Consider the following 18,796-nt stretch of genomic DNA (forward strand, 5'->3'; position numbering starts at 1 on the left):
TAGTTTCCTCATGGTGGAAGTTCAATGGTTTGTTGATGTCGAGATTCTCCGGGTCGACAGATGTCGGCGGACGCGGGGTCCGTGGTGGCGCGGCGTGCCAGGCCGTGCACGGTCGGTTCACTCCAGATGCCTCAGGTCCTCCGTGGTGTCGATGTCGTACGCCTGCGCCACATCGGAACACTCGACGAGAGTGATCGCCCCGCGGTGTTCCCCCAGGTATGCCCGCGCGCCCTGGTCGCCGATCGCGCCTGCCGTGATGTCCGCCCATCGGTCGGCACCGAACAGCACCGGATGGCCGCGCTTCCCGTCGTACGAGGCCGCCGCCAGGGTCGTCCGGGAGCGGTACGCGGAGCGGACGCGTGCGACGGCCTCCGGCCCGATGCCCGGCTGGTCGACCAGGAGTACGAGGGCCGCGTCCACCTCGGAGCCTGCGAGGTCGCGCAGGCCCGTGCGGAGCGACGAGCCCATGCCCTCCTCCCAGAGGGGGTTCACGGACACCGTGCAGGCGGAGAGGTCGGCCAGGGACCGGACCTCCTCGGCCGCCGCGCCCAGCACGACATGGACGGGGCCGCACCCGCCGTTGCGCAGGGCGCGGGCCGCGTGTTCGACCAGGGGGCGCCCGCGGTGCTCCAGCAGCGCCTTCGGCCGCCCGCCCAGGCGACGGCCGCCGCCTGCGGCGAGCAGTACTCCGGCGACCACGGGGATCCGTTGTGTGTGAGCCATGTGCACTGGATACCACTGTGCCGCCCGGGGCCGCGTGAGGGGTGTCACCCCTCGGGAGTACCCTCGCTCGGCGCGCGCACAGTGGCGCGCGTCACCTTTCATAGCGTTAACTGGCGTTCACACCGAGCCACTTGGCTGCCGCCGTGGGCGGGTGGGCACACCGGCACGATGACGCGCGAGGGGGAGTGCTTTGTTGCGAAGCGTGGGGCGGGGGCGGTTGACCGAAGGCGGCGACGATCCGAGGGTCGTGGAGCTGCGTACGGCCGTCTCCCGGCTTCGCCGGCAGCTGGCCGGGCACCCCGCCGAGTTCCCGGACCGCGGCATCGCGGAGGACGAGCTGGCCGCGCTGGACTCGATGGCGGCCGGCGGCGCGCCCGAGATTCCCCGGCTGCGCCGTTCGCTGTTACTGGTCGCGGGGGCCATCGGATCGGTCAGCGCGCTGGCTCCCGGCCTGCGTGAGGTGCGGATCGCGGTCGACCTCTTCGGGGAGCCCCCACGCGGCCCGAGGTGACCCCGGCTCCCGCCCGGGGCGCGACGCGCCTCGGAGACCCGTCGCTCCGCGCGCCCGTATCGACTCGTGGGCCTGCGCGCCCCCGGGGTGCCGTCCGCGCGCCTCGCGATTCGGCACGCGCCTCGCCCGGCCTCCGGGCCGGCCGCACGGCCGGGGTCCGGGAGCGTCAGGAAGCCGGGCCGCTGCTGGCCAGCGCTTCGGAGAGCTCCTTCGCGATCTGCTGGAGGATCGGCACGATCCGCTCGGTCGCCGTCTCCGTCACCCGGCCCGCGGGTCCCGAGATGGAGATGGCCGCGGAGGTGGGTGAGTCGGGCACCGGGACCGCCAGGCACCGGACCCCGATCTCCTGCTCGTTGTCGTCCACCGCGTAGCCGGCCCTGCGCACCTGTTCCAGTGCGTCGAGGAAGCCGTCCGGGGTGGTGATCGTCTTCTCGGTGGCCGCCGGCATGCCCGTGCGGGCCAGCAGCGCGCGCACCTCGTCCGCCGGGGTGTGGGCGAGCAGAGCCTTGCCGACGCCGGTGGAGTGGGGGAGTACCCGTCGGCCCACCTCGGTGAACATCCGCATCGAGTGCTTGGACGGAACCTGGGCCACGTAGACGATCTCGTCCCCGTCGAGCAGTGCCATGTTCGCCGTCTCGCCGGTCTCCTCGACCAGGCGCTGGAGGTACGGCCGCGCCCACGTGCCCAGCAGCCGGGACGCGGACTCGCCGAGCCGGATCAGGCGCGGGCCCAGTGCGTAACGGCGGTTGGGCTGCTGGCGTACGTACCCGCACACGACCAGGGTGCGCATCAGCCGGTGGATGGTGGGTAGCGGGAGTCCGCTGCTCGCGGAGAGTTCGCTGAGTCCGACCTCGCCCCCGGCGTCCGCCATGCGCTCCAGGAGATCGAAGGCGCGCTCGAGGGACTGGACCCCGCCACTGGGACCGGCGGGCTTGGAGTCGGAAGTGCTGGCGTGGGACGGCGGCACGTCAACGGTCCTTTCGAAGCGGAGGCAAGGCAGCAGCCTACCGGGCCCTTCCTGATCGGCCCACTGCTCCCGGTGCGGCGTCCTTGCCGGTCAGGACCTGTTTTGTCCTGGTGTCGAGCTCGGAGTCGGGTCTGGCCGACGTGCGGCCCGAGCCCTGGTGATGCCGCTCCTGGCCCATTCTACGTTCCGCCTGCCGAAAATGAACTTTTACTTCGTGGAAATCTCCAAGTGGGTGCCGTGCGTGGCCGGATGGCCGTGACGGCACGGCCCGGCGGTGGTCGCGTGAGCGGGGTGAGGTCTTGACGGGCCGCTGCCCCGAGTGAAGACTCCTTCAACAGTTCGTTGAAATTCTGCGTGAGGAGCACAGGTGCCCGGTGTGGACATGAGACTGGTACTCCGCTCGACGCGCGTCGTCACCCCCGAGGGGACCCGCGCCGCAGCGGTGTCCGTCGCAGGCGGGGAGATCGAGGCCGTCCTGCCCCACGACGCGGAGGTGCCCGACGGCGCCCGCGTCGAGGACTTCGGCGACGACGTCCTGCTGCCGGGCCTCGTCGACACCCACGTCCACGTGAACGACCCGGGCCGCACCGAGTGGGAGGGCTTCTGGACCGCCACCCGGGCCGCCGCCGCCGGTGGCATCACGACCCTGCTCGACATGCCGCTCAACTCCCTCCCGCCGACCACCACGGTCGAGCACCTGCGTGTGAAGCAGCAGGTCGCCGCCCCCAAGGCGCACATCGACACGGGCTTCTGGGGCGGCGCGATCCCGTCCAACACGAAGGACCTGCGCCCGCTGTACGAGGCCGGGGTCTTCGGCTTCAAGTGCTTCCTCTCGCCCTCCGGCGTCGAGGAGTTCCCCGAGCTGGACCAGGAGCAGCTGGCCCGCTCCATGGCCGAGATCGCCGGCTTCGGCGGCCTGCTGATCGTGCACGCGGAGGACCCGCACCACCTGGCCGAGGCCCCGCAGAAGAGCGGCGAGAAGTACGCCGACTTCCTGGCCTCCCGCCCGCGTGACGCGGAGAACACCGCCATCGAGGGCCTCATCGCCCACGCCAGACGGCTGAACGCGCGCATCCACGTCCTGCACCTGTCCTCCAGCGACGCGCTGCCGCTGATCGCCGCCGCCAAGCGTGAGGGCGTGCGCGTCACCGTCGAGTCCTGCCCGCACTTCCTCACCCTGACCGCCGAGGAAGTCCCGGACGGCGCTACGGAGTTCAAGTGCTGTCCGCCGATCCGGGAGGCCGCGAACCAGGACGCGCTGTGGGCCGGGCTGGCCGACGGCACGATCGACTGCATCGTCTCCGACCACTCGCCGTGCACCACGGACCTCAAGACCCCCGACTTCGCCTCCGCCTGGGGCGGCATCTCCTCGCTCCAGCTCGGGCTGCCCGCCATCTGGACCGAGGCGCGCCGGCGCGGTCACAGCCTCGACGACGTCGTCCGCTGGATGTCCGCCGCACCCGCCGCTCTCGCCGGACTCACCCGCAAGGGCGCCATCGAAGCGGGCCGGGACGCGGACTTCGCGGTGCTCGCCCCGGACGAGACCTTCACGGTCGATCCGGCCGGGCTGTTCCACCGCAACCAGGTCACCGCCTACGCGGGACGCACCCTGCACGGCGTGGTCAAGTCCACCTGGCTGCGCGGCAGCCGGATCGCGGCCGGCGGCGTGCTCGCCGAACCGACCGGCCGACTCCTCGAGAGGAACCACTGACCATGACGGCGACACCGCACTTCACCGGCGACGCGAACCCGTACGGGGGCGGCGACCCGTACGCCGACTACCGCACCGCGGACTTCGCCTTCACCTCACTCGTGGACCTTGCCGACCGCCGGCTCGGTGCCGGTGTTATCGCCGCCAACGACGAGTTCTTCGCCGAGCGCGAGAACCTGCTCAAGCCGGAACCCGCGGAGTTCGACCCCGAGCGCTTCGGCCACAAGGGCAAGATCATGGACGGCTGGGAGACCCGGCGGCGGCGCGGCGCGTCCGCCGCCGAGCCGCATCCCACCGACGACGACCACGACTGGGCGCTCGTACGCCTCGGTGCCCCCGGCGTCGTACGCGGACTCGTCGTCGACACGGCCCACTTCCGCGGCAACTACCCGCAGTCGGTCTCCGTCGAGGCCACCTCGCTGCCCGGCTCCCCGTCCCCCGAGGACCTCCTGGCACCCGGCGTGAAGTGGACGACCCTCCTGCCCCGCACGCCCGTCGGCGGACACGCCGCCAACGGCTTCGCGGTCGACGCCGGGCAGCGCTTCACCCATCTGCGGGTCAACCAGCACCCCGACGGTGGCATCGCGCGCCTGCGGGTCCACGGCGAGGTCGTTCCCGACCCCGCGTGGCTGGCCGCCCTCGGTACCTTCGACCTCGCGGCCCTGGAGAACGGCGGGCAGGTCGAGGACGCCTCCGACCGCTTCTACTCCCCGGCCACCAACACCATCGCGCCGGGCCGCTCCAGGAAGATGGACGACGGATGGGAGACCCGACGCCGGCGGGACAAGGGCAACGACTGGATCCGCTACCGCCTGGCCGAGGAGTCGGAGATCCGCGCCGTCGAGATCGACACGGCCTACCTCAAGGGCAACGCGGCCGGCTGGGCGGAGATCTCGGTGGGCGACGGACCTGAGGGGGAGAGCGCCTCGTGGTCCGAACTCCTGCCCCGCACCAGGCTCCAGCCCGACACGAACCACCGGTTCGTCCTGCCGGTGCCCGTACGCGGCACGCGCGTGCGGATCGACATCTTCCCGGACGGCGGGATCTCCCGGCTGCGGCTCTTCGGCTCGCTGACGGAGGAGGGCGCGGCGCGGCTGGCCGCCCGCCACGAAGAGCTCGGCGGGTAGCCGCCCTTGGGTGGTGGCGGGGTTCGTGTGCCGGTCCCTGCCCGCCCCTCGGGCGTATGGGACCCTGACCGGACGCCGCCCCACCGACCAGGAGCCGTCATGATCTTCATCGCCGTCAAGTTCACCGTGCGTACCGCCGAGCGGGACAACTGGCTCCCGGCCGTCGAGGAGTTCACCCTCGCCACCCGCCAGGAGCCGGGCAACCTCTTCTTCGACTGGTCCTACAGCGTCGAGAACCCGGACCAGTTCGTCCTGCTCGAAGCGTTCGCCTCGCAGGAGGCGGGCGTGGCACACGTGAACTCCGAGCACTTCAAGGCGGCCGTCGAAACCATGTCCGAACTCGTGACGGAGATCCCGGAGATCATCAACGTCGAGGTTCCCGGGGACGACTGGTCCCGGATGGGAGAGGTCACTCCGCGCAACCGGTGATCCCGCGCAACCGGCGACCCCCGTGCAAGCGGCGACCCCCGTGCAAGCGGTGACCTCCGTGCAAGCGGTGACCTCCGTGCAAGCGGTGAACCCGCTCAACCGGTGATCTCCGCGCCCGACGGCGTCCGCGGGCCCCCGGTCCGGGGGCCGCTGCCCGCCGGCGGACCTCGGCCGTCGCGTCAGAACTCCTCGTGCGTGTCGGGGTCCCCGCCGAAGCGGTGCGGCGGCCTTGCCCCGATCCGCTCCAGTTCCCGCCCGGTCAGCTCGAAGCCGAACAGGTCGAGGTTCTCCCTCTGCCTCCCGGGATCCGCGGACTTGGGGATCGGCACCGCCCCCAGCTGGGTGTGCCACCGCAGCACCACCTGACCTGGCGTCACACCGTGGGCCTCGGCCGCCGCGACCACCTCCGGGGCCTCGAGGACCTGACGCCCCCGGGCCAGCGGGCTCCAGCTCTCGGTGACGATCCCCTTCGCCGCGTGGACGGCCCGCAGTTCCTCCTGCGGGAGCAGGGGATGCATCTCGATCTGGTTCACCACGGGCAGCACACCCGTCTCGCGCTCCAGCCGCTCCAGATGCCCGGCCGTGAAGTTGGATACGCCGATGGAACGGACGAGCCCCTCCTCGCGGAGCTTGATCATCGCCTTCCAGGTGTCCACGTACCTGTCGACCCGGGGCAGCGGCCAGTGGATGAGGTACAGGTCGACGTACTCCAGCCCCAGGTTGCTCCGGGACTCCTCGAAGGAGGCCAGTGTCTCGGCGTAGCCGTGGTGCCGGCCGGGGACCTTGGTGGTGACGAAGAGGTCCTGCCTCGGTACCCCCGCGCGGGCGATGCCCCGCCCCGTACCGGTCTCGTTGCCGTAGTTCAGCGCGGTGTCCACGAGCCGGTAGCCGAGCTCCAGCGCACCGGCCACGGCCTTCTCTGCGGCCTCGTCGTCGAGCGGCCAGGTGCCCAGGCCCACCGCGGGCACGGTGCGGCCGTCGAGGAGGTTGCGGACCGGGGGCTGAATCTGGCTCATGGTCTCCCATTTCGTTCGATCACCGTCCCCGCCAGCGTAGGGCGGGCCGCCGGGAGACGCGGCACGAGGCGGATCCGCCCGGCGTAGGCCGCCGCGTCACCCGCCGGGCGCGTCGACGGATTCCGGCCGAAGGTGGAGTCGGAGACAGATGCCGGGAACCGCGGCAGTGAGGTGAAGGAGGAGGACCATGGCCAGGCTGACTCTCACCGCGTTCGTGTCCCTCGACGGGGTGACGCAGGCCCCCGCGGGGCCGGACGAGGACACCACCGGGGGGTTCGGGTACGGCGGATGGCTGGTGCCGTACGCGGACGACGGCATGGGCGCCTTCATGGCCGAGGTCTTCGACCGCTCGGGCGCCTACCTCCTCGGGCGGCGTACGTACGACATCTTCGCGGCGTACTGGCCCAGGGTCACCGACCCCGAGGACCCGATCGCCTCCCGTCTCAACACACTGCCCAAGCACGTCGTCTCCACCACCCTGACCACCCCGGCGTGGGAGAACACCACCGTCGTGTCGGGTGACGTGCCCGCCGCGGTCGCCCGGTTGAAGGAGCGGACCGAGGAGGGCGAGCTGCAGATCCACGGCAGCGGCGTGCTCGCGCGGTCCCTGATGGCGCACGATCTGATCGACGAGTACAACCTGCTCGTCCACCCCGTGTACCTCGGCGCGGGACGCCGGCTCTTCCCGGAGGGTGGACAGCCGACGGCCTTCGAACTGGTCGGCGCGAGGACCACGGGGAGCGGTATCGCCATCCAGACGTACCGGCCCGCGGGGCGCGCACGGTTCGGAACCCTGGAGTGACGTCCGAAACCGCGCGACGTGCGGTGGACGTGGCGCCGGAGGCCTCTCAGGGTGCCGGCGGAAGCACCGAGGGGGCCGTCGCGGCACCGCGCAGCCGCCCCAGGATCGCCCGTGCCGCCTTGGTGTAACCGGGGTTGTTGTTGTGCAGGACCGACTCCGCGTTGGCCAGTTCCATGAACGCGATGAGCTCGAAGGCCAGCTGCGAGACATCCGTGTCCGCCGCGAGCTGGTCCCGCACCCGTGCCTCCTCGATCGTCTCCTCGACGAAGGTGACCCAACCGGTCTGGGTGGAGGCCAGGGCGTCGTGCACCTTGCCCTCCCTGGAGTCGAACTCCGCGATGGTCGCGTAGAAGAAGCAGCCGCCGCTGAACACCCGCCGCTGCGAGTACGAGAGCCAGCTCTCGCACATGCGCCAGACGCGGCCCAGCCCCGGCGGCGCCGCCCGGGTCGGTGTGAGCACGTGCTCGACGAAGACGCTCACGGCGGCGCGCACGGTGGCGAGCTGCAACTCCTCCTTGGAGCCGAAGAGTGCGAACACCCCGCTCTTGCTGAGCTTCAGCTCCGTGGCCAGCCGGCCGAGCGACAGGCCCTCCAGTCCCTCGGTCGAGGCGACGTGGACCGCGCGCCCCAGCACCAGCTGCCTGGTCTGGTTCCCCCGCTCGACCCGTCCGTCCAGCCGCGCTCCACCCATGTGCCAACTCCGTGTGTCCGAGCGTCCCAAGGCCGACATTCTAGGAGGACTCGACACGCTCGGGGGCGTCTTCGCCCGGTGACGACCTCCGGACCCGGGCGGACCGGGTCACCCTGCGGACAGTGGTTCCCGGGGCGAGCGTCCGTTCGGTACGGTGATCGCCCCCGTGCGAGCCGGTGAAGTCTCCACATCGATCCCGCTGTGGAGAACCAGGAGGACCAGGTGTCCGCCGCCGTCCTGCCCGCTCCCGCCCCCTCGCGCCGGGCGTGGGTCACCGACCTGCCGCTCCTGCTCGTCGCCGCCGTATGGGGCGCCAGCTATCTCGCGGCCAAGGGCATCACCACGACCCACACCGTCATCGCCGTGCTCGTCCTCCGCTTCGCGATCGTGCTGCCGGCCCTGGCCGTCGCCGGGCGGCGCGGGCTCCGGGCCCTGAGCGCGGCGCAGTGGCGGGGTGCCGGCCTGCTGGGCCTGGTGCTCAGCGTGATCTTCCTGCTCGAGACGTACGGGCTCGTTCACACCTCGGCGACCAACGCGGGGCTCGTCATCAGCCTGACGATGATCTTCACCCCGCTCGCGGAGGCCGCCGTGACCCGGGTCCGCCCGCCGGGGTCCTTTCTCGCCGCCGCCGGCCTCTCGGTCGCGGGCGTGGTGCTGCTGACCCAGGGCGGCGGCTTCACCAGTCCCTCGGCGGGCGATCTCCTGATGCTGCTCGCGGCACTCGCCAGGACGGTCCACGTCCTGGCGATGGCGCGCATCAAGGCCGTCCGGGGCGCCGACCCGCTGTCCCTGACCACGGTCCAGCTCGGCGGCGCGGTCGCGGTCTTCGCCGTGCTCGCGGCCCTTCCCGGTACGGGCCCGGCGCCCTGGACGGTGGCGGCGGACTTCGGCGCCGGCGAGTGGGCCGGGCTGATCTTCCTCTCCGTCCTCTGCACGCTCTTCGCCTTCTTCGTACAGATGTGGTCGGTACGCCGCACCTCGCCGTCCCGGGTCAGCCTGCTGCTCGGCACGGAACCGCTCTGGGCCGCCGCCGTCGGCATCGTGATCGGGGGCGAACGCCTCGGTGCCCCGGGGGTCCTGGGCGCGGTGCTCGTGCTGGCGGGCACCGCGTGGGGACGCCGCCGCGCCGGCGTCACGTCCTGATCGAGTCCGCCGCGATCATCACGGCGGCGCCCGTCACGACGAGCACGGCGCTGACGAAGATCCCGTAGCGGTCGAGGAAGTCGAGCCTCGCCACCACCGCCCACAGCCGGAACCAGCCCGTCCACTCGTACAGCAGCCCTGCGGCGCCCTGCGCGAACACGATGAACCCCACCGACTCCACGAATTTCTTCATGGCCGGAGCCTCGCGCGGGCCGTGGCGCGCCCGCGTCGGTCATCGGTCCGCGGGTGGCCGACGAAGGTATCGGATCGTGCGACTTCGGTATCGACCCGGACCGGAACGGCCCTCCCGAGCCCTTCGGCTACGTAGATTCGTCGACATGACACGCACGGAGTACCGCTGGCTGCTGCCCTCGGCCCTGGCCGACGACGAGTTGCCCGGCGACCGGGGCAGGTCGCGCCGGACCGTACGGGACTGGGCTGTCGACATCACGGCCTTCCTCTGCGCCGCGGGCTTCGGGATGCTGGCCCTCGCGGCGATCGAGGCCGACCCCACCACGCCGGACGGGGTCGTCTTCGCCGACTCGCTCGTCGGTGCGGCGGCGTGCTGCGGGCTCTGGGCCCGGCGGAGGTGGCCGGTCGGGGTCGCCGTGGCCCTGACGGCCGTCAGCCTCGTCGAGCCCGTCGCGGCCGGAGCCATGCTGGTGGGTCTGTTCAGCCTCGCCGTGCACCGGCCGTTCAGGCCCGTGGCGCTCGTCGGGGCCGGCGCACTCGCGGTCTCCCCCGTACAGCCGATGCTGCGCCCGGACCCCGAGGTCTCCTTCGTCGTCTCCTACGTGATCGGTGTCCTGCTGGTACTCCTCGTGCTCAGCTGGGGCATGGTCGTACGGTCACGGCGCCAACTCGTCGTCTCCCTGCGCGAGCGGGCACGCCGTGCCGAGACCGAGGCCGCACTACGCGCGGAACAGGCCCAGCGGCTGGCCCGTGAGGCCATCGCCCGCGAGATGCACGACGTCCTCGCCCACCGGCTGACGCTCCTCAGCGTCCACGCGGGCGCGCTCGAGTTCCGCCCCGACGCACCCCCGGCCGAGGTCGCCCGCGCCGCCGGGGTCATCCGGGACAGCTCCCACGAGGCACTCCAGGACCTGCGCGAGATCATCGGCGTACTCCGTGCTCCCGGTGAGGGGGACGAGGGCGACAGGCCGCAGCCCACCCTGGTGACCCTGGGCGCCCTGATCGAGGAGTCCCGTGCGGCCGGCATGGAGGTCACCCTGGACAACCGCGTGGCCGAGCCGGACCGGGCACCCTCGGCCACCGGGCGCACCGTCTACCGCATCGCCCAGGAAGCCCTCACCAACGCCCGCAAGCACGCGCCCGGAGCCCCGGTCGGCGTCGCCGTGGCCGGCGGTCCGGGCGACGGGCTGACGATCGAGGTCGGCAACCCCGCCCCCACCGAGGAATTCGAGCCGGTGCCCGGATCCGGCCAGGGGCTCATCGGCCTCGCCGAACGGGCGAGCCTGGCCGGCGGAAGCCTCGATCACGGATCCCGGCCCGACGGCGGATTCACCGTCCGCGCCCGGCTACCGTGGCCGGCATGACTACCCCCACGCCCCCGGAGGCGCCACGGGTCCGGCTGGTCGTCGTCGACGACGACCCGCTCGTCAGGGCCGGCCTCGCCCTGATGCTCGGCGGCGCCGAAGGCATCCTCCTGGTGGGGGAGGCCGCCGACGGCTCCGAGGTCGCGGGCCTGGTCGGCCGGGTGCGTCCCGACGTCGTGCTCATGGACATCCGGATGCCGGGCATGGACGGTCTGACCGCGACCGAGGCGCTGCGGCGCCGCCCCGGCGCCCCCGAGGTCGTCGTCCTGACCACCTTCCACGCCGACGAGCAGGTGCTGCGGGCCATCCGGGCGGGCGCGGCCGGATTCGTGCTGAAGGACACCCCGCCCGCGCAGATCGTGGAGGCGGTCCTGCGGGTCGCGGCCGGTGAGCCGGTCCTCTCGCCCGCCGTCACCCGCCGCCTGATGGCCCGCGCGGCAGGGGATCCCGCGCACGACGGCATGGCCCGCCGAGCCCGTGCCCGGCGGCGTTTCGCCGAACTGGGGGAGCGGGAGCGGGACGTGGCGGCGGCCGTCGGGCGTGGCGGCTCCAACGCGGAGATCGCCGCCGCGCTCCACCTGAGCGTCGCCACCGTCAAGACGCACGTCTCCCGGATCCTCGCCAGGCTGGACCTCAACAACCGTGTCCAGATCGCCCTGCTGGTGCATGACGCGGGTCTCCTCCACGAGGACGGTGACCAGCCGCCGGGCACCGGCCCGGCCTGAACCCGTCGGACCGGTGGCGGGGCGCCCCACCTGGGGTGCGTCGACCGCGGCCCGAGCGGGCTCCGGCCACGCGCGTCAGACGTCGGCGATCTCCGTCATGCGTACGGGACGCTGCCGCGCGCGCGACAGCTCGCACGCCTCGGCGACGCGCAGTGCGTGCAACGCCTCCCGGCCGTCGCAGGGGTTGGCCAGCTCCCCGCGCGCGACGCGGAGGAACGCGTCCAGTTCGGCCTCGTACGCCGTGGCGAACCGCTCCAGGAAGCCCGTCCACGGCTCGGTCGGCGCGGGCGGGCCCTGCGGTTCGGCGGAGGTGAGGGGCGTCCGGCCGTCGAGGCCGACCGAGATCTGGTCCCGCTCGCCCGCCAGTTCCATGCGTACGTCGTAGCCGGCGCCGTTGCAGCGGGTGGCCGTCGCGGTGGCGAGGGTGCCGTCGTCCAGGGTCAGCAGTGCCGCGGCGGTGTCGACGTCGCCGGCCGCCCGGAAGATCGCGGGCCCCGCGTCCGACCCGGTCGCGTACACCCCCAGCACCTCACGGCCCGTCACCCAGCGCAGGATGTCGAAGTCGTGCACCAGGCAGTCCCTGAACAGCCCCCCGGAGAGCGGCAGGTAGGCGGCGGGCGGGGGAGCGGGGTCGGAGGTCGTCGCCCGTACGGTGTGCAGCCGTCCCAGGGCCCCGGCGCGCACCGCGGCGCGCGCGGCGGTGTAGCCCGCGTCGAAGCGGCGCATGAATCCCAGCTGGAGCACGCTGCCCGCGCGCTCGACCTCGCGCAGCGCGCCCAGGGTGCCGCGGAGGTCCAGGGCGATCGGCTTCTCGCAGAAGGCCGGCAGGCCGGCCCGGGCCGCCCGGCCGATGAGATCCGCGTGGGCCGAGGTGGCAGAGGTGATCACCACCGCGTCCACGCCCGCGCCCAGGACGTCATCGGCGGAGGCGACGGGAGTGGCCCCCGTCAGCTCCGCGACCCGCGAGGCCCGGGCCGCGTCGGGGTCCGTCACCACCAAGGAGGCGACCGAGGGATGGCGCGCCAGGACGCCCGCGTGGAAGGAACCGATCCGGCCGGTGCCGATGAGTCCGATGCGCATGGACCCAAAGTGCCGCCCTCCTGTCGCACTGTCAACTATATGTCCTGACAAATTGAAGGGTGTGGCGCGGTGGCACGGGGTACGCTCCGTGCCGTGCCCAAACCAGCCGCCGACTCCGCCGCCCTGGGGCTGGGCGTGGACCGCACCAGCCCCGTACCGCTCTACCACCAGCTGGCCCAGCAGCTCGAGGCCGCCATCGGCCAGGGGCTGCTCGCACCCGGCAGCCTCCTCGGCAACGAACTGGAGCTCGCCGCGCGGCTGGGCCTGTCCCGGCCCACCGTCCGGCAGGCCATCCAGTCGCTCGTCGACAAGGGCCTCATGGTGCGCAGACGGGGCGTGGGAACCCAGGTCGTCCACAGCCGGATCAAGCGCCCGCTCGAACTGAGCAGCCTCTACGACGACCTGGAGACGGCCGGTCGGCAGCCGGCGACACGGGTCCTGCGCAACACCACCGAGCGGGCCACACCGGAGGTCGCCGTCGCGCTCGGCGTCGAGGAGGGCGGCGAGGTCCATCTCGTGGAGCGGGTGCGATACGCCCACGACGAGCCGGTGGCCCTGCTGCGCAACCACCTCCCGCCCGGCCTGCTCGACCTCGCCACGGAGCGGCTGGAGTCGACCGGGCTGTACCGGATGATGCGCGGCGCGGGCATCACCCTGCACAGCGCCCGGCAGTCCGTGGGGGCCCGGGCCGCCACCACCGGTGAGGGCGAAATCCTCGCGGAGCCCGTGGGGGCGCCGCTGCTGACGATGGAGCGGACCACCTTCGACGACGGCGGCCGGGCGGTCGAGTTCGGCTCGCACGTCTACCGGGCCTCGCGCTACGCCTTCGAGTTCCAGCTGCTGGTCCGCCCCTGAGGGGCCCACGGTGCCGGGTCGGAGTGTTCGGACGAAAACATTGACGCGGTCATGCTAGGTCGCTTAGAACGGCGGGTGGGCGCCGCCAGCGCCCCTGCCGGGCCACGCCGGTCCGGGCTCGGGGATACTTGGCCCGCCGGGCGGCGAGTCCGCTCTCCCGGCTCCACCAGGCAGCACAGCGAGCAGCACTAGAAGGGCACGGCGTCGTGGCAAGGGTTCGGACAGGGGTACGCGCGATGGGCGCCGTGCTGGCAGCGGTACTGGCGGCCTCCCTCGTGGGATGCAGCAGCACCGGCGGCAGGCGGGCGGAGGAGCGCGCCGCCAAGGAGGCGGCCGAGGGCCGGTCCGCGGTGAACACGCCCCGCTGGACGTTCGCCATGGTCACCCACTCGGGCGATGGCGACACCTTCTGGGACATCGTCCAGAAGGGCGCCGAGCAGGCGGCCGGCAAGGACAACATCAACTTCCTGTACTCGCACGACGCCGAGGGCCAGCAGCAGGCCGAGCTCGTACAGACCGCCATCGACAAGAAGGTCGACGGCCTGATCGTCTCGCTGGCCAAGCCCGACTCGATGAAGACGGTGGTGGCCAAGGCCGTCAAGGCCGGGATCCCCGTCATCACGGTGAACTCGGGATCCGCCGAGTCCAAGGCCTTCGGCGCTCTCACCCACATCGGCCAGGACGAGTCCATCGCGGGCGAGGCCGTCGGTGACGAGCTGGGTGAGCGCGGACGCAAGAAGGCCCTGTGCGTCCTGCACGAGCAGGGCAACGTCGGACACGAGCAGCGCTGCGCCGGAGCGAAGAAGACCTTCGACGGGACGATGCAGAACCTCTACGTCGACGGCACCAACATGCCCGACGTCCAGGCGTCCATCGAGGCCAAGCTCGACTCGGACAAGAGCATCGACGCCGTCGTCACCCTCGGCGCGCCGTTCGCCGCCGCCGCCGTCAAGGCGAAGAAGACCGCGGGCAGCAAGGCCGAGATCGACACCTTCGACCTGAACGCGAGCGTCGCGGCCGGGCTTCGGGACGAGTCGCTCGGCTTCGCCGTCGACCAGCAGCCCTACCTCCAGGGCTACGAGGCCGTCGACCTGCTCTGGCTCTACCGATACAACCAGAACGTGCTCGGCGGCGGCCTGCCCGTCCTGACCGGCCCGCAGATCATCACCGCCGAGGACGCCGACGCGCTCGCGGAGTACACGGATCGGGGAACCCGATGACGGCGACCGGCCAACCGGCGGCGCCCCGTACCGACGAACGCCTGCTGCGCACCTCACCGCTGCGCAGGCTGCTCGGCCGGCCGGAACTCGGCTCGGTCGTCGGGGCCGTGGCCGTCTTCCTCTTCTTCGCGATCGTCGCCGACAGCTTCCTGCGGGCCTCCAGCCTCGGCACGGTGCTCTACGCCGCCTCCACCATCGGGATCATGGCGGTGCCGGTGGCACTCCTGATGATCGGCGGCGAGTTCGACCTCTCCGCCGGTGTGATGGTGACCAGCTCGGCGCTGGTCTCCTCGATGTTCAGCTACCAGATGACCGCCAACGTCTGGGTGGGCGTCTTCGTGTCGCTGCTGGTCACCCTGGGCTTCGGCGCGTTCAACGGCTTCATGCTGACCCGCACCAAACTGCCGAGCTTCATCATCACCCTCGGTACGTTCCTGATGCTGACCGGCCTGAACCTGGGCTTCACCAAGCTGATCAGCGGCACGGTGTCGACCAAGAGCATCGGGAACATGGAGGGCTTCGACTCCGCCCGCAAGGTCTTCGCGTCCTACCTCACCATCGGCGAGGTGGAGCTGAAGGTCACCATCCTGTGGTGGGCGGCGCTCATCGCGATCGCCACCTGGATCCTGATCCGTACCCGCTTCGGGAACTGGATCTTCGCCGTCGGCGGTGAGGCCGACGCCGCGCGCGCGGTCGGCGTGCCGGTCGTCCGTACGAGGATCGGGCTCTACCTCGGTGTCGCCTTCGCGGCCTGGGTCTCCGGGCAGCACCTGCTCTTCTCCTACGACGTGGTGCAGTCCGGCGAGGGAGTCGGCAACGAGCTGATCTACATCATCGCGGCCGTCATCGGCGGCTGCCTGATCACCGGCGGCTACGGCTCCGCGGTCGGGTCCGCGATCGGCGCGCTGATCTTCGGCATGACCAGCAAGGGCATCGTGTACGCGGAGTGGAACCCCGACTGGTTCAAGTTCTTCCTGGGAGCGATGCTGCTCCTGGCCACCCTGCTCAACGCATGGGTACGCAAGCGCGCGGAGGCGACGAAATGACGGCCACCCAGGCTCCCGCCCCGCGGGACACGGCCGGTCCGGCGCTGGTCGAGCTCGACGACGTCAGCAAGTTCTACGGCAACATCAAGGCTCTGGAGCACGTCTCGCTGGAGGTTCGCGCCGGGGAGATCTCCTGCGTCCTCGGGGACAACGGTGCCGGCAAGTCGACCCTCATCAAGATCATCGCGGGTCTCCACCGGCACGACGCCGGGACCTTCCTCGTCGAGGGCGAGGAGACCACGCTCGCCAATCCGCGTGACGCACTGGACCGGGGAATCGCCACCGTCTACCAGGACCTGGCCGTCGTGCCGCTGATGCCGGTCTGGCGCAACTTCTTCCTGGGTTCGGAACCGACGAAGGGCTCCGGGCCGTTCAAGCGCCTCGACGTCCGGCGTATGCGCGAGACGACGCGCGCGGAGCTGCTCCGCATGGGCATCGACCTGCGGGACGTGGACCAGCCGATCGGCACGCTCTCGGGCGGTGAGCGGCAGTGTGTGGCCATCGCCCGCGCCGTGTACTTCGGTGCCAAGGTCCTCGTCCTCGACGAGCCGACCGCGGCACTCGGCGTCAAGCAGTCGGGGGTCGTGCTCAAGTACGTCGCGGCTGCCCGGGACGCCGGTCTGGGCGTGGTCCTCATCACGCACAACCCGCACCACGCCTATCTCGTGGGCGACCGGTTCGTCCTGCTGAAGCGGGGCGTCATGTCCGGCAGCCACACCAGGGACGACGTCACCCTGGACGAACTGACCCGTCAGATGGCCGGTGGGAGCGAGCTCGAAGAGCTCAGCCACGAGCTCGAACGGGCCACGCCGCCGGACCACCTCGGTGGCCGCCCGGTCGGAGACGACGCCGCTTAAGTCCCGTTCTGTACCCCGCGCCCCCGGCCCGGAGACCGGCTCCGGGGGCGCGGGAATGGCAGAATCGTGCACAGCGGGCACCGTCCGCCGCCGGACTGAGTACCGACCGGCCCCCCGACCTGCGCAGGGACGATGAGCACGTACCGCGACTTCACACACCGCGGCTCCGCCCGCGCGACCGTCCTGCGTACCGTCGGCACCAGGGAGCGGCGCTCGCACCTCACCGCGCCCCGTGTCCCCACGGTCGGCATCGACATCGGCGGCACGAAGGTCATGGCCGGTGTCGTCGACGCCGACGGCAACATCCTGGAGACCCTGCGCACCGAGACGCCGGACAAGTCCAAGAGCCCCCGGGTCGTCGAGGACACCATCGTCGAGCTGGTCCTGGACCTCTCCGACCGGCACGACGTGCACGCCGTCGGTATCGGTGCGGCCGGGTGGGTCGACGCTGACCGCTCCAAGGTGCTCTTCGCGCCGCACCTGGCCTGGCGTGACGAACCGCTCCGTGACGCGCTCGCCTCCCGCCTCGTCGTCCCCGTCATGGTCGACAACGACGCCAACACGGCGGCCTGGGCGGAATGGCGCTTCGGCGCCGGCCGGGGCGAGGACCACCTGGTCATGATCACGTTGGGGACCGGCATCGGCGGAGCCATCCTGGAGGACGGCCACGTCAAGCGCGGCAAGTACGGGGTAGCCGGTGAGTTCGGCCACATGCAGGTGGTGCCCGGCGGACACCGCTGCCCGTGCGGGAACCGCGGCTGCTGGGAGCAGTACAGCTCGGGCAACGCCCTGGTGCGCGAGGCCAGGGAACTGGCAGCGGCGGACTCCCCGGTGGCGCACGGCATCATCGAGCGGGTCAAGGGGAACATCCCCGACATCACCGGGCCGCTCATCACCGAACTCGCCCGCGAGGGCGACGCGATGTGCGTCGAGCTCCTCCAGGACATCGGTCAGTGGCTCGGCGTCGGAATCGCCAACCTCGCCGCCGCGCTGGACCCCTCCTGCTTCGTCATCGGCGGCGGGGTGAGTGCGGCCGACGACCTGCTGATCGGCCCGGCCAGGGACGCCTTCAAGCGCCACCTCACCGGCCGCGGCTACCGCCCCGAGGCGCGCATCGCGAAGGCGCAGCTCGGCCCCGAGGCCGGTATGGTCGGCGCCGCCGACCTCGCCCGTCTGGTCGCCCGGAGGTTCCGCCGCACCAACCGCCGCCGGGTCGAGCGGTACGAGCGCTACGCGCAGTTCTACGACCAGGCCGCCAGCACCATCCGCGGCACCCGCACCACGGCCGACTGACGCGCGTCGCGGCACCCGCCACCCGCACTCCGCACCGCAGCTTCGAGGGATCACCGACCATGACCGCAGCCGAGCACCACATCGTGCCGCGCCAGCCCCCTTCGTCAGGCCCCGCCGGGTCCTCCGGTTCCTCGGGGTCGGGCTCCTCGGGCTCGTCCGGTGCCTCGGGATCGTCCGGCGACGGCGACGGTACGCCTCCGCAGGACCGGCGCAGGGTGGTCCGCCGACGCCTGATCACGCTGACCATCATCGTGCTGCTCATCGGGATCCCGGCCGGCTACCTCGTGATCTCCGCCGGTCAGAGCCGCCGGTCCGGCAAGGACAAGGAGGCCGAGGCGGCGGCCCAGGGCCTGCGCGAGGACTGGCCGTCCGGGATGCAGCGCCGGATCTTCGAACTGCCCGTCCCGGGCAACGCGGTCGGGGTCCAGTACTACGAGACGAACAACTGGAAGGCCAGCAGGATGTACGTGAAGTTCCGTACGACCTCCGCCGGGCTCGACCGCTTCCTGAGCGGCGTCGGAACCGGCCGGGCGGCGCTGGAGACCGGCAAGGTCACGATCGGCGCCCGGGACGTCAAGATCACCGGCTGGTACTTCGGACCGGGCGTCGACTGGGCGGGGACGGTCCACACGAACAAGGACCCGCGTCCCACCCAGAACATCACCGTCAACATGACCGATCCGGCGGCTCCGGTCGTCTACGTGGTGTCGGCGGCGACCCCCTGACGGGGGAGTGGGACGGCCGCTCATTACCCTGGAGCGAGTGAGCGACGTGAGCGAGACGACCCCGCAGCCCGCCCGGCCTACGCGGACGGCCCATCCCGAGCCCCTGCTGGGCGAGGTGATCCGGCACCTTCCCCAGGCTCCCGGGCCCGTACCGGGACAGCCGTACGCGCAGTCCCCCCACGACGTCGCCGGCGGCCCTCCGCCGCAGACGCACGCCCCGCTTTCGCAGCCTGCTCCCGGACCGAGATACGCCCAGGACGCCGGCGGCCCCCCGCAGCCCGGCCCGGCGCCCCGGCCCGGTCCCGCCGACCAGGTGCCG

General features: G+C 72.0%; 20 protein-coding genes. 14 read left to right on the plus strand and 6 right to left on the minus strand.

From position 1 onward, the window contains the following. Window positions 1-117: 117 nt before the first annotated feature. Window positions 118-723, minus strand: coding sequence for a nucleotidyltransferase family protein (locus AB0I83_RS01035; RefSeq protein WP_356531683.1), 606 nt, complete (start codon window positions 721-723; stop codon window positions 118-120). Between the two features lie 190 nt (window positions 724-913). On the opposite strand from AB0I83_RS01035, the gene AB0I83_RS01040 reads away from it, so the two are divergent. Then, complete coding sequence (locus AB0I83_RS01040) at window positions 914-1,234, plus strand: DUF5955 family protein (protein ID WP_356531685.1); 321 nt, start codon at window positions 914-916, stop codon at window positions 1,232-1,234. A 166-nt stretch (window positions 1,235-1,400) separates the two neighbouring features. Here AB0I83_RS01040 and AB0I83_RS01045 read toward each other — a convergent pair whose 3' ends face one another. Further along, window positions 1,401-2,201 carry an IclR family transcriptional regulator gene (locus AB0I83_RS01045; RefSeq protein ID WP_356531687.1) on the minus strand — a complete coding sequence of 267 codons (801 nt, stop codon included), beginning with the start codon at window positions 2,199-2,201 and terminating at the stop codon, window positions 1,401-1,403. A gap of 367 nt (window positions 2,202-2,568) precedes the next feature. Here AB0I83_RS01045 and allB point away from each other — a divergent pair, with 367 nt between their 5' ends. From allB to AB0I83_RS01060, 3 genes are all read left to right on the plus strand, one after another. Then, window positions 2,569-3,912: an allantoinase AllB gene (gene allB, locus AB0I83_RS01050; RefSeq protein WP_363303114.1), complete on the plus strand. Its 1,344-nt coding sequence runs from the start codon at window positions 2,569-2,571 to the stop codon at window positions 3,910-3,912. Between the two features lie 2 nt (window positions 3,913-3,914). Continuing rightward, window positions 3,915-5,039: an allantoicase gene (gene alc / locus AB0I83_RS01055; RefSeq protein ID WP_356531690.1), complete on the plus strand. Its 1,125-nt coding sequence runs from the start codon at window positions 3,915-3,917 to the stop codon at window positions 5,037-5,039. A gap of 99 nt (window positions 5,040-5,138) precedes the next feature. Continuing rightward, window positions 5,139-5,468: a putative quinol monooxygenase gene (locus AB0I83_RS01060; protein ID WP_356531692.1), complete on the plus strand. Its 330-nt coding sequence runs from the start codon at window positions 5,139-5,141 to the stop codon at window positions 5,466-5,468. A gap of 179 nt (window positions 5,469-5,647) precedes the next feature. Here AB0I83_RS01060 and AB0I83_RS01065 read toward each other — a convergent pair whose 3' ends face one another. Beyond that, entirely contained in the window at window positions 5,648-6,484 is an 837-nt protein-coding gene (locus AB0I83_RS01065; protein WP_363303115.1) for an aldo/keto reductase, read from the minus strand. A 187-nt stretch (window positions 6,485-6,671) separates the two neighbouring features. On the opposite strand from AB0I83_RS01065, the gene AB0I83_RS01070 reads away from it, so the two are divergent. Next, window positions 6,672-7,286 (plus strand): dihydrofolate reductase family protein, encoded by a 615-nt coding sequence (locus AB0I83_RS01070; protein ID WP_363303116.1) that lies wholly within the window; start codon window positions 6,672-6,674, stop codon window positions 7,284-7,286. 46 nt (window positions 7,287-7,332) lie between these two features. On the opposite strand, the gene AB0I83_RS01075 is transcribed toward AB0I83_RS01070, so the two are convergent. Then, entirely contained in the window at window positions 7,333-7,977 is a 645-nt protein-coding gene (locus AB0I83_RS01075) for a TetR/AcrR family transcriptional regulator (RefSeq protein WP_356531697.1), read from the minus strand. Between the two features lie 222 nt (window positions 7,978-8,199). On the opposite strand from AB0I83_RS01075, the gene AB0I83_RS01080 reads away from it, so the two are divergent. Continuing rightward, complete coding sequence (locus tag AB0I83_RS01080) at window positions 8,200-9,120, plus strand: DMT family transporter (protein ID WP_363303431.1); 921 nt, start codon at window positions 8,200-8,202, stop codon at window positions 9,118-9,120. Here AB0I83_RS01080 and AB0I83_RS01085 read toward each other — a convergent pair. Next, window positions 9,110-9,313 (minus strand): hypothetical protein, encoded by a 204-nt coding sequence (locus tag AB0I83_RS01085; RefSeq protein ID WP_356531699.1) that lies wholly within the window; start codon window positions 9,311-9,313, stop codon window positions 9,110-9,112. The genes AB0I83_RS01080 and AB0I83_RS01085 overlap by 11 nt on opposite strands. Before the next feature lie 145 nt (window positions 9,314-9,458). Between AB0I83_RS01085 and AB0I83_RS01090 the strand changes: the two genes are divergently transcribed. After that, window positions 9,459-10,676, plus strand: coding sequence for a histidine kinase (locus tag AB0I83_RS01090; protein WP_363303117.1), 1,218 nt, complete (start codon window positions 9,459-9,461; stop codon window positions 10,674-10,676). Then, entirely contained in the window at window positions 10,673-11,401 is a 729-nt protein-coding gene (locus tag AB0I83_RS01095) for a response regulator transcription factor (RefSeq protein WP_363303118.1), read from the plus strand. The genes AB0I83_RS01090 and AB0I83_RS01095 overlap by 4 nt, the downstream gene beginning before the upstream one ends. Window positions 11,402-11,476: 75 nt before the next feature. On the opposite strand, the gene AB0I83_RS01100 is transcribed toward AB0I83_RS01095, so the two are convergent. After that, window positions 11,477-12,481, minus strand: a complete 1,005-nt coding sequence (locus AB0I83_RS01100; RefSeq protein ID WP_363303119.1) for a Gfo/Idh/MocA family oxidoreductase — start codon at window positions 12,479-12,481, stop codon at window positions 11,477-11,479. A gap of 93 nt (window positions 12,482-12,574) precedes the next feature. Here AB0I83_RS01100 and AB0I83_RS01105 point away from each other — a divergent pair, with 93 nt between their 5' ends. From AB0I83_RS01105 to AB0I83_RS01130, 6 genes are all read left to right on the plus strand, one after another. Then, complete coding sequence (locus AB0I83_RS01105) at window positions 12,575-13,336, plus strand: GntR family transcriptional regulator (protein ID WP_363303120.1); 762 nt, start codon at window positions 12,575-12,577, stop codon at window positions 13,334-13,336. A 236-nt stretch (window positions 13,337-13,572) separates the two neighbouring features. Then, window positions 13,573-14,556, plus strand: a complete 984-nt coding sequence (locus AB0I83_RS01110) for a sugar ABC transporter substrate-binding protein (RefSeq protein ID WP_363303121.1) — start codon at window positions 13,573-13,575, stop codon at window positions 14,554-14,556. Next, complete coding sequence (locus AB0I83_RS01115) at window positions 14,553-15,602, plus strand: ABC transporter permease (RefSeq protein ID WP_363303122.1); 1,050 nt, start codon at window positions 14,553-14,555, stop codon at window positions 15,600-15,602. Before AB0I83_RS01110 ends, AB0I83_RS01115 begins: the two co-directional genes overlap by 4 nt. Next, window positions 15,599-16,459 carry an ATP-binding cassette domain-containing protein gene (locus AB0I83_RS01120; protein ID WP_363303123.1) on the plus strand — a complete coding sequence of 287 codons (861 nt, stop codon included), beginning with the start codon at window positions 15,599-15,601 and terminating at the stop codon, window positions 16,457-16,459. Before AB0I83_RS01115 ends, AB0I83_RS01120 begins: the two co-directional genes overlap by 4 nt. A 132-nt stretch (window positions 16,460-16,591) precedes the next feature. Continuing rightward, window positions 16,592-17,752 (plus strand): ROK family glucokinase, encoded by a 1,161-nt coding sequence (locus AB0I83_RS01125; protein WP_356531712.1) that lies wholly within the window; start codon window positions 16,592-16,594, stop codon window positions 17,750-17,752. Window positions 17,753-17,811: 59 nt separating this feature from the next. Then, entirely contained in the window at window positions 17,812-18,477 is a 666-nt protein-coding gene (locus AB0I83_RS01130; protein WP_356531713.1) for a hypothetical protein, read from the plus strand. The last annotated feature ends 319 nt before the right edge of the window (window positions 18,478-18,796 follow it).

Source organism: Streptomyces sp. NPDC049970 (genome assembly GCF_040660235.1).
Classification (GTDB): domain Bacteria; phylum Actinomycetota; class Actinomycetes; order Streptomycetales; family Streptomycetaceae; genus Streptomyces.

What these genes read in the sequence shown, in the direction of transcription:
- AB0I83_RS01100 (WP_363303119.1), bottom strand. Translation starts at nt 12,481, where the DNA reads ATGCGCATCGGACTCATCGGCACCGGCCGGATCGGTTCCTTCCACGCG.
- AB0I83_RS01110 (WP_363303121.1), top strand. Translation starts at nt 13,573, where the DNA reads ATGGGCGCCGTGCTGGCAGCGGTACTGGCGGCCTCCCTCGTGGGATGC.
- AB0I83_RS01095 (WP_363303118.1), top strand. Translation starts at nt 10,673, where the DNA reads ATGACTACCCCCACGCCCCCGGAGGCGCCACGGGTCCGGCTGGTCGTC.
- AB0I83_RS01035 (WP_356531683.1), bottom strand. Translation starts at nt 723, where the DNA reads ATGGCTCACACACAACGGATCCCCGTGGTCGCCGGAGTACTGCTCGCC.
- AB0I83_RS01130 (WP_356531713.1), top strand. Translation starts at nt 17,812, where the DNA reads ATGACCGCAGCCGAGCACCACATCGTGCCGCGCCAGCCCCCTTCGTCA.
- AB0I83_RS01125 (WP_356531712.1), top strand. Translation starts at nt 16,592, where the DNA reads ATGAGCACGTACCGCGACTTCACACACCGCGGCTCCGCCCGCGCGACC.
- AB0I83_RS01065 (WP_363303115.1), bottom strand. Translation starts at nt 6,484, where the DNA reads ATGAGCCAGATTCAGCCCCCGGTCCGCAACCTCCTCGACGGCCGCACC.
- AB0I83_RS01090 (WP_363303117.1), top strand. Translation starts at nt 9,459, where the DNA reads ATGACACGCACGGAGTACCGCTGGCTGCTGCCCTCGGCCCTGGCCGAC.
- AB0I83_RS01060 (WP_356531692.1), top strand. Translation starts at nt 5,139, where the DNA reads ATGATCTTCATCGCCGTCAAGTTCACCGTGCGTACCGCCGAGCGGGAC.
- AB0I83_RS01085 (WP_356531699.1), bottom strand. Translation starts at nt 9,313, where the DNA reads ATGAAGAAATTCGTGGAGTCGGTGGGGTTCATCGTGTTCGCGCAGGGC.
- AB0I83_RS01070 (WP_363303116.1), top strand. Translation starts at nt 6,672, where the DNA reads ATGGCCAGGCTGACTCTCACCGCGTTCGTGTCCCTCGACGGGGTGACG.
- AB0I83_RS01075 (WP_356531697.1), bottom strand. Translation starts at nt 7,977, where the DNA reads ATGGGTGGAGCGCGGCTGGACGGACGGGTCGAGCGGGGGAACCAGACC.
- alc (WP_356531690.1), top strand. Translation starts at nt 3,915, where the DNA reads ATGACGGCGACACCGCACTTCACCGGCGACGCGAACCCGTACGGGGGC.
- AB0I83_RS01120 (WP_363303123.1), top strand. Translation starts at nt 15,599, where the DNA reads ATGACGGCCACCCAGGCTCCCGCCCCGCGGGACACGGCCGGTCCGGCG.
- AB0I83_RS01115 (WP_363303122.1), top strand. Translation starts at nt 14,553, where the DNA reads ATGACGGCGACCGGCCAACCGGCGGCGCCCCGTACCGACGAACGCCTG.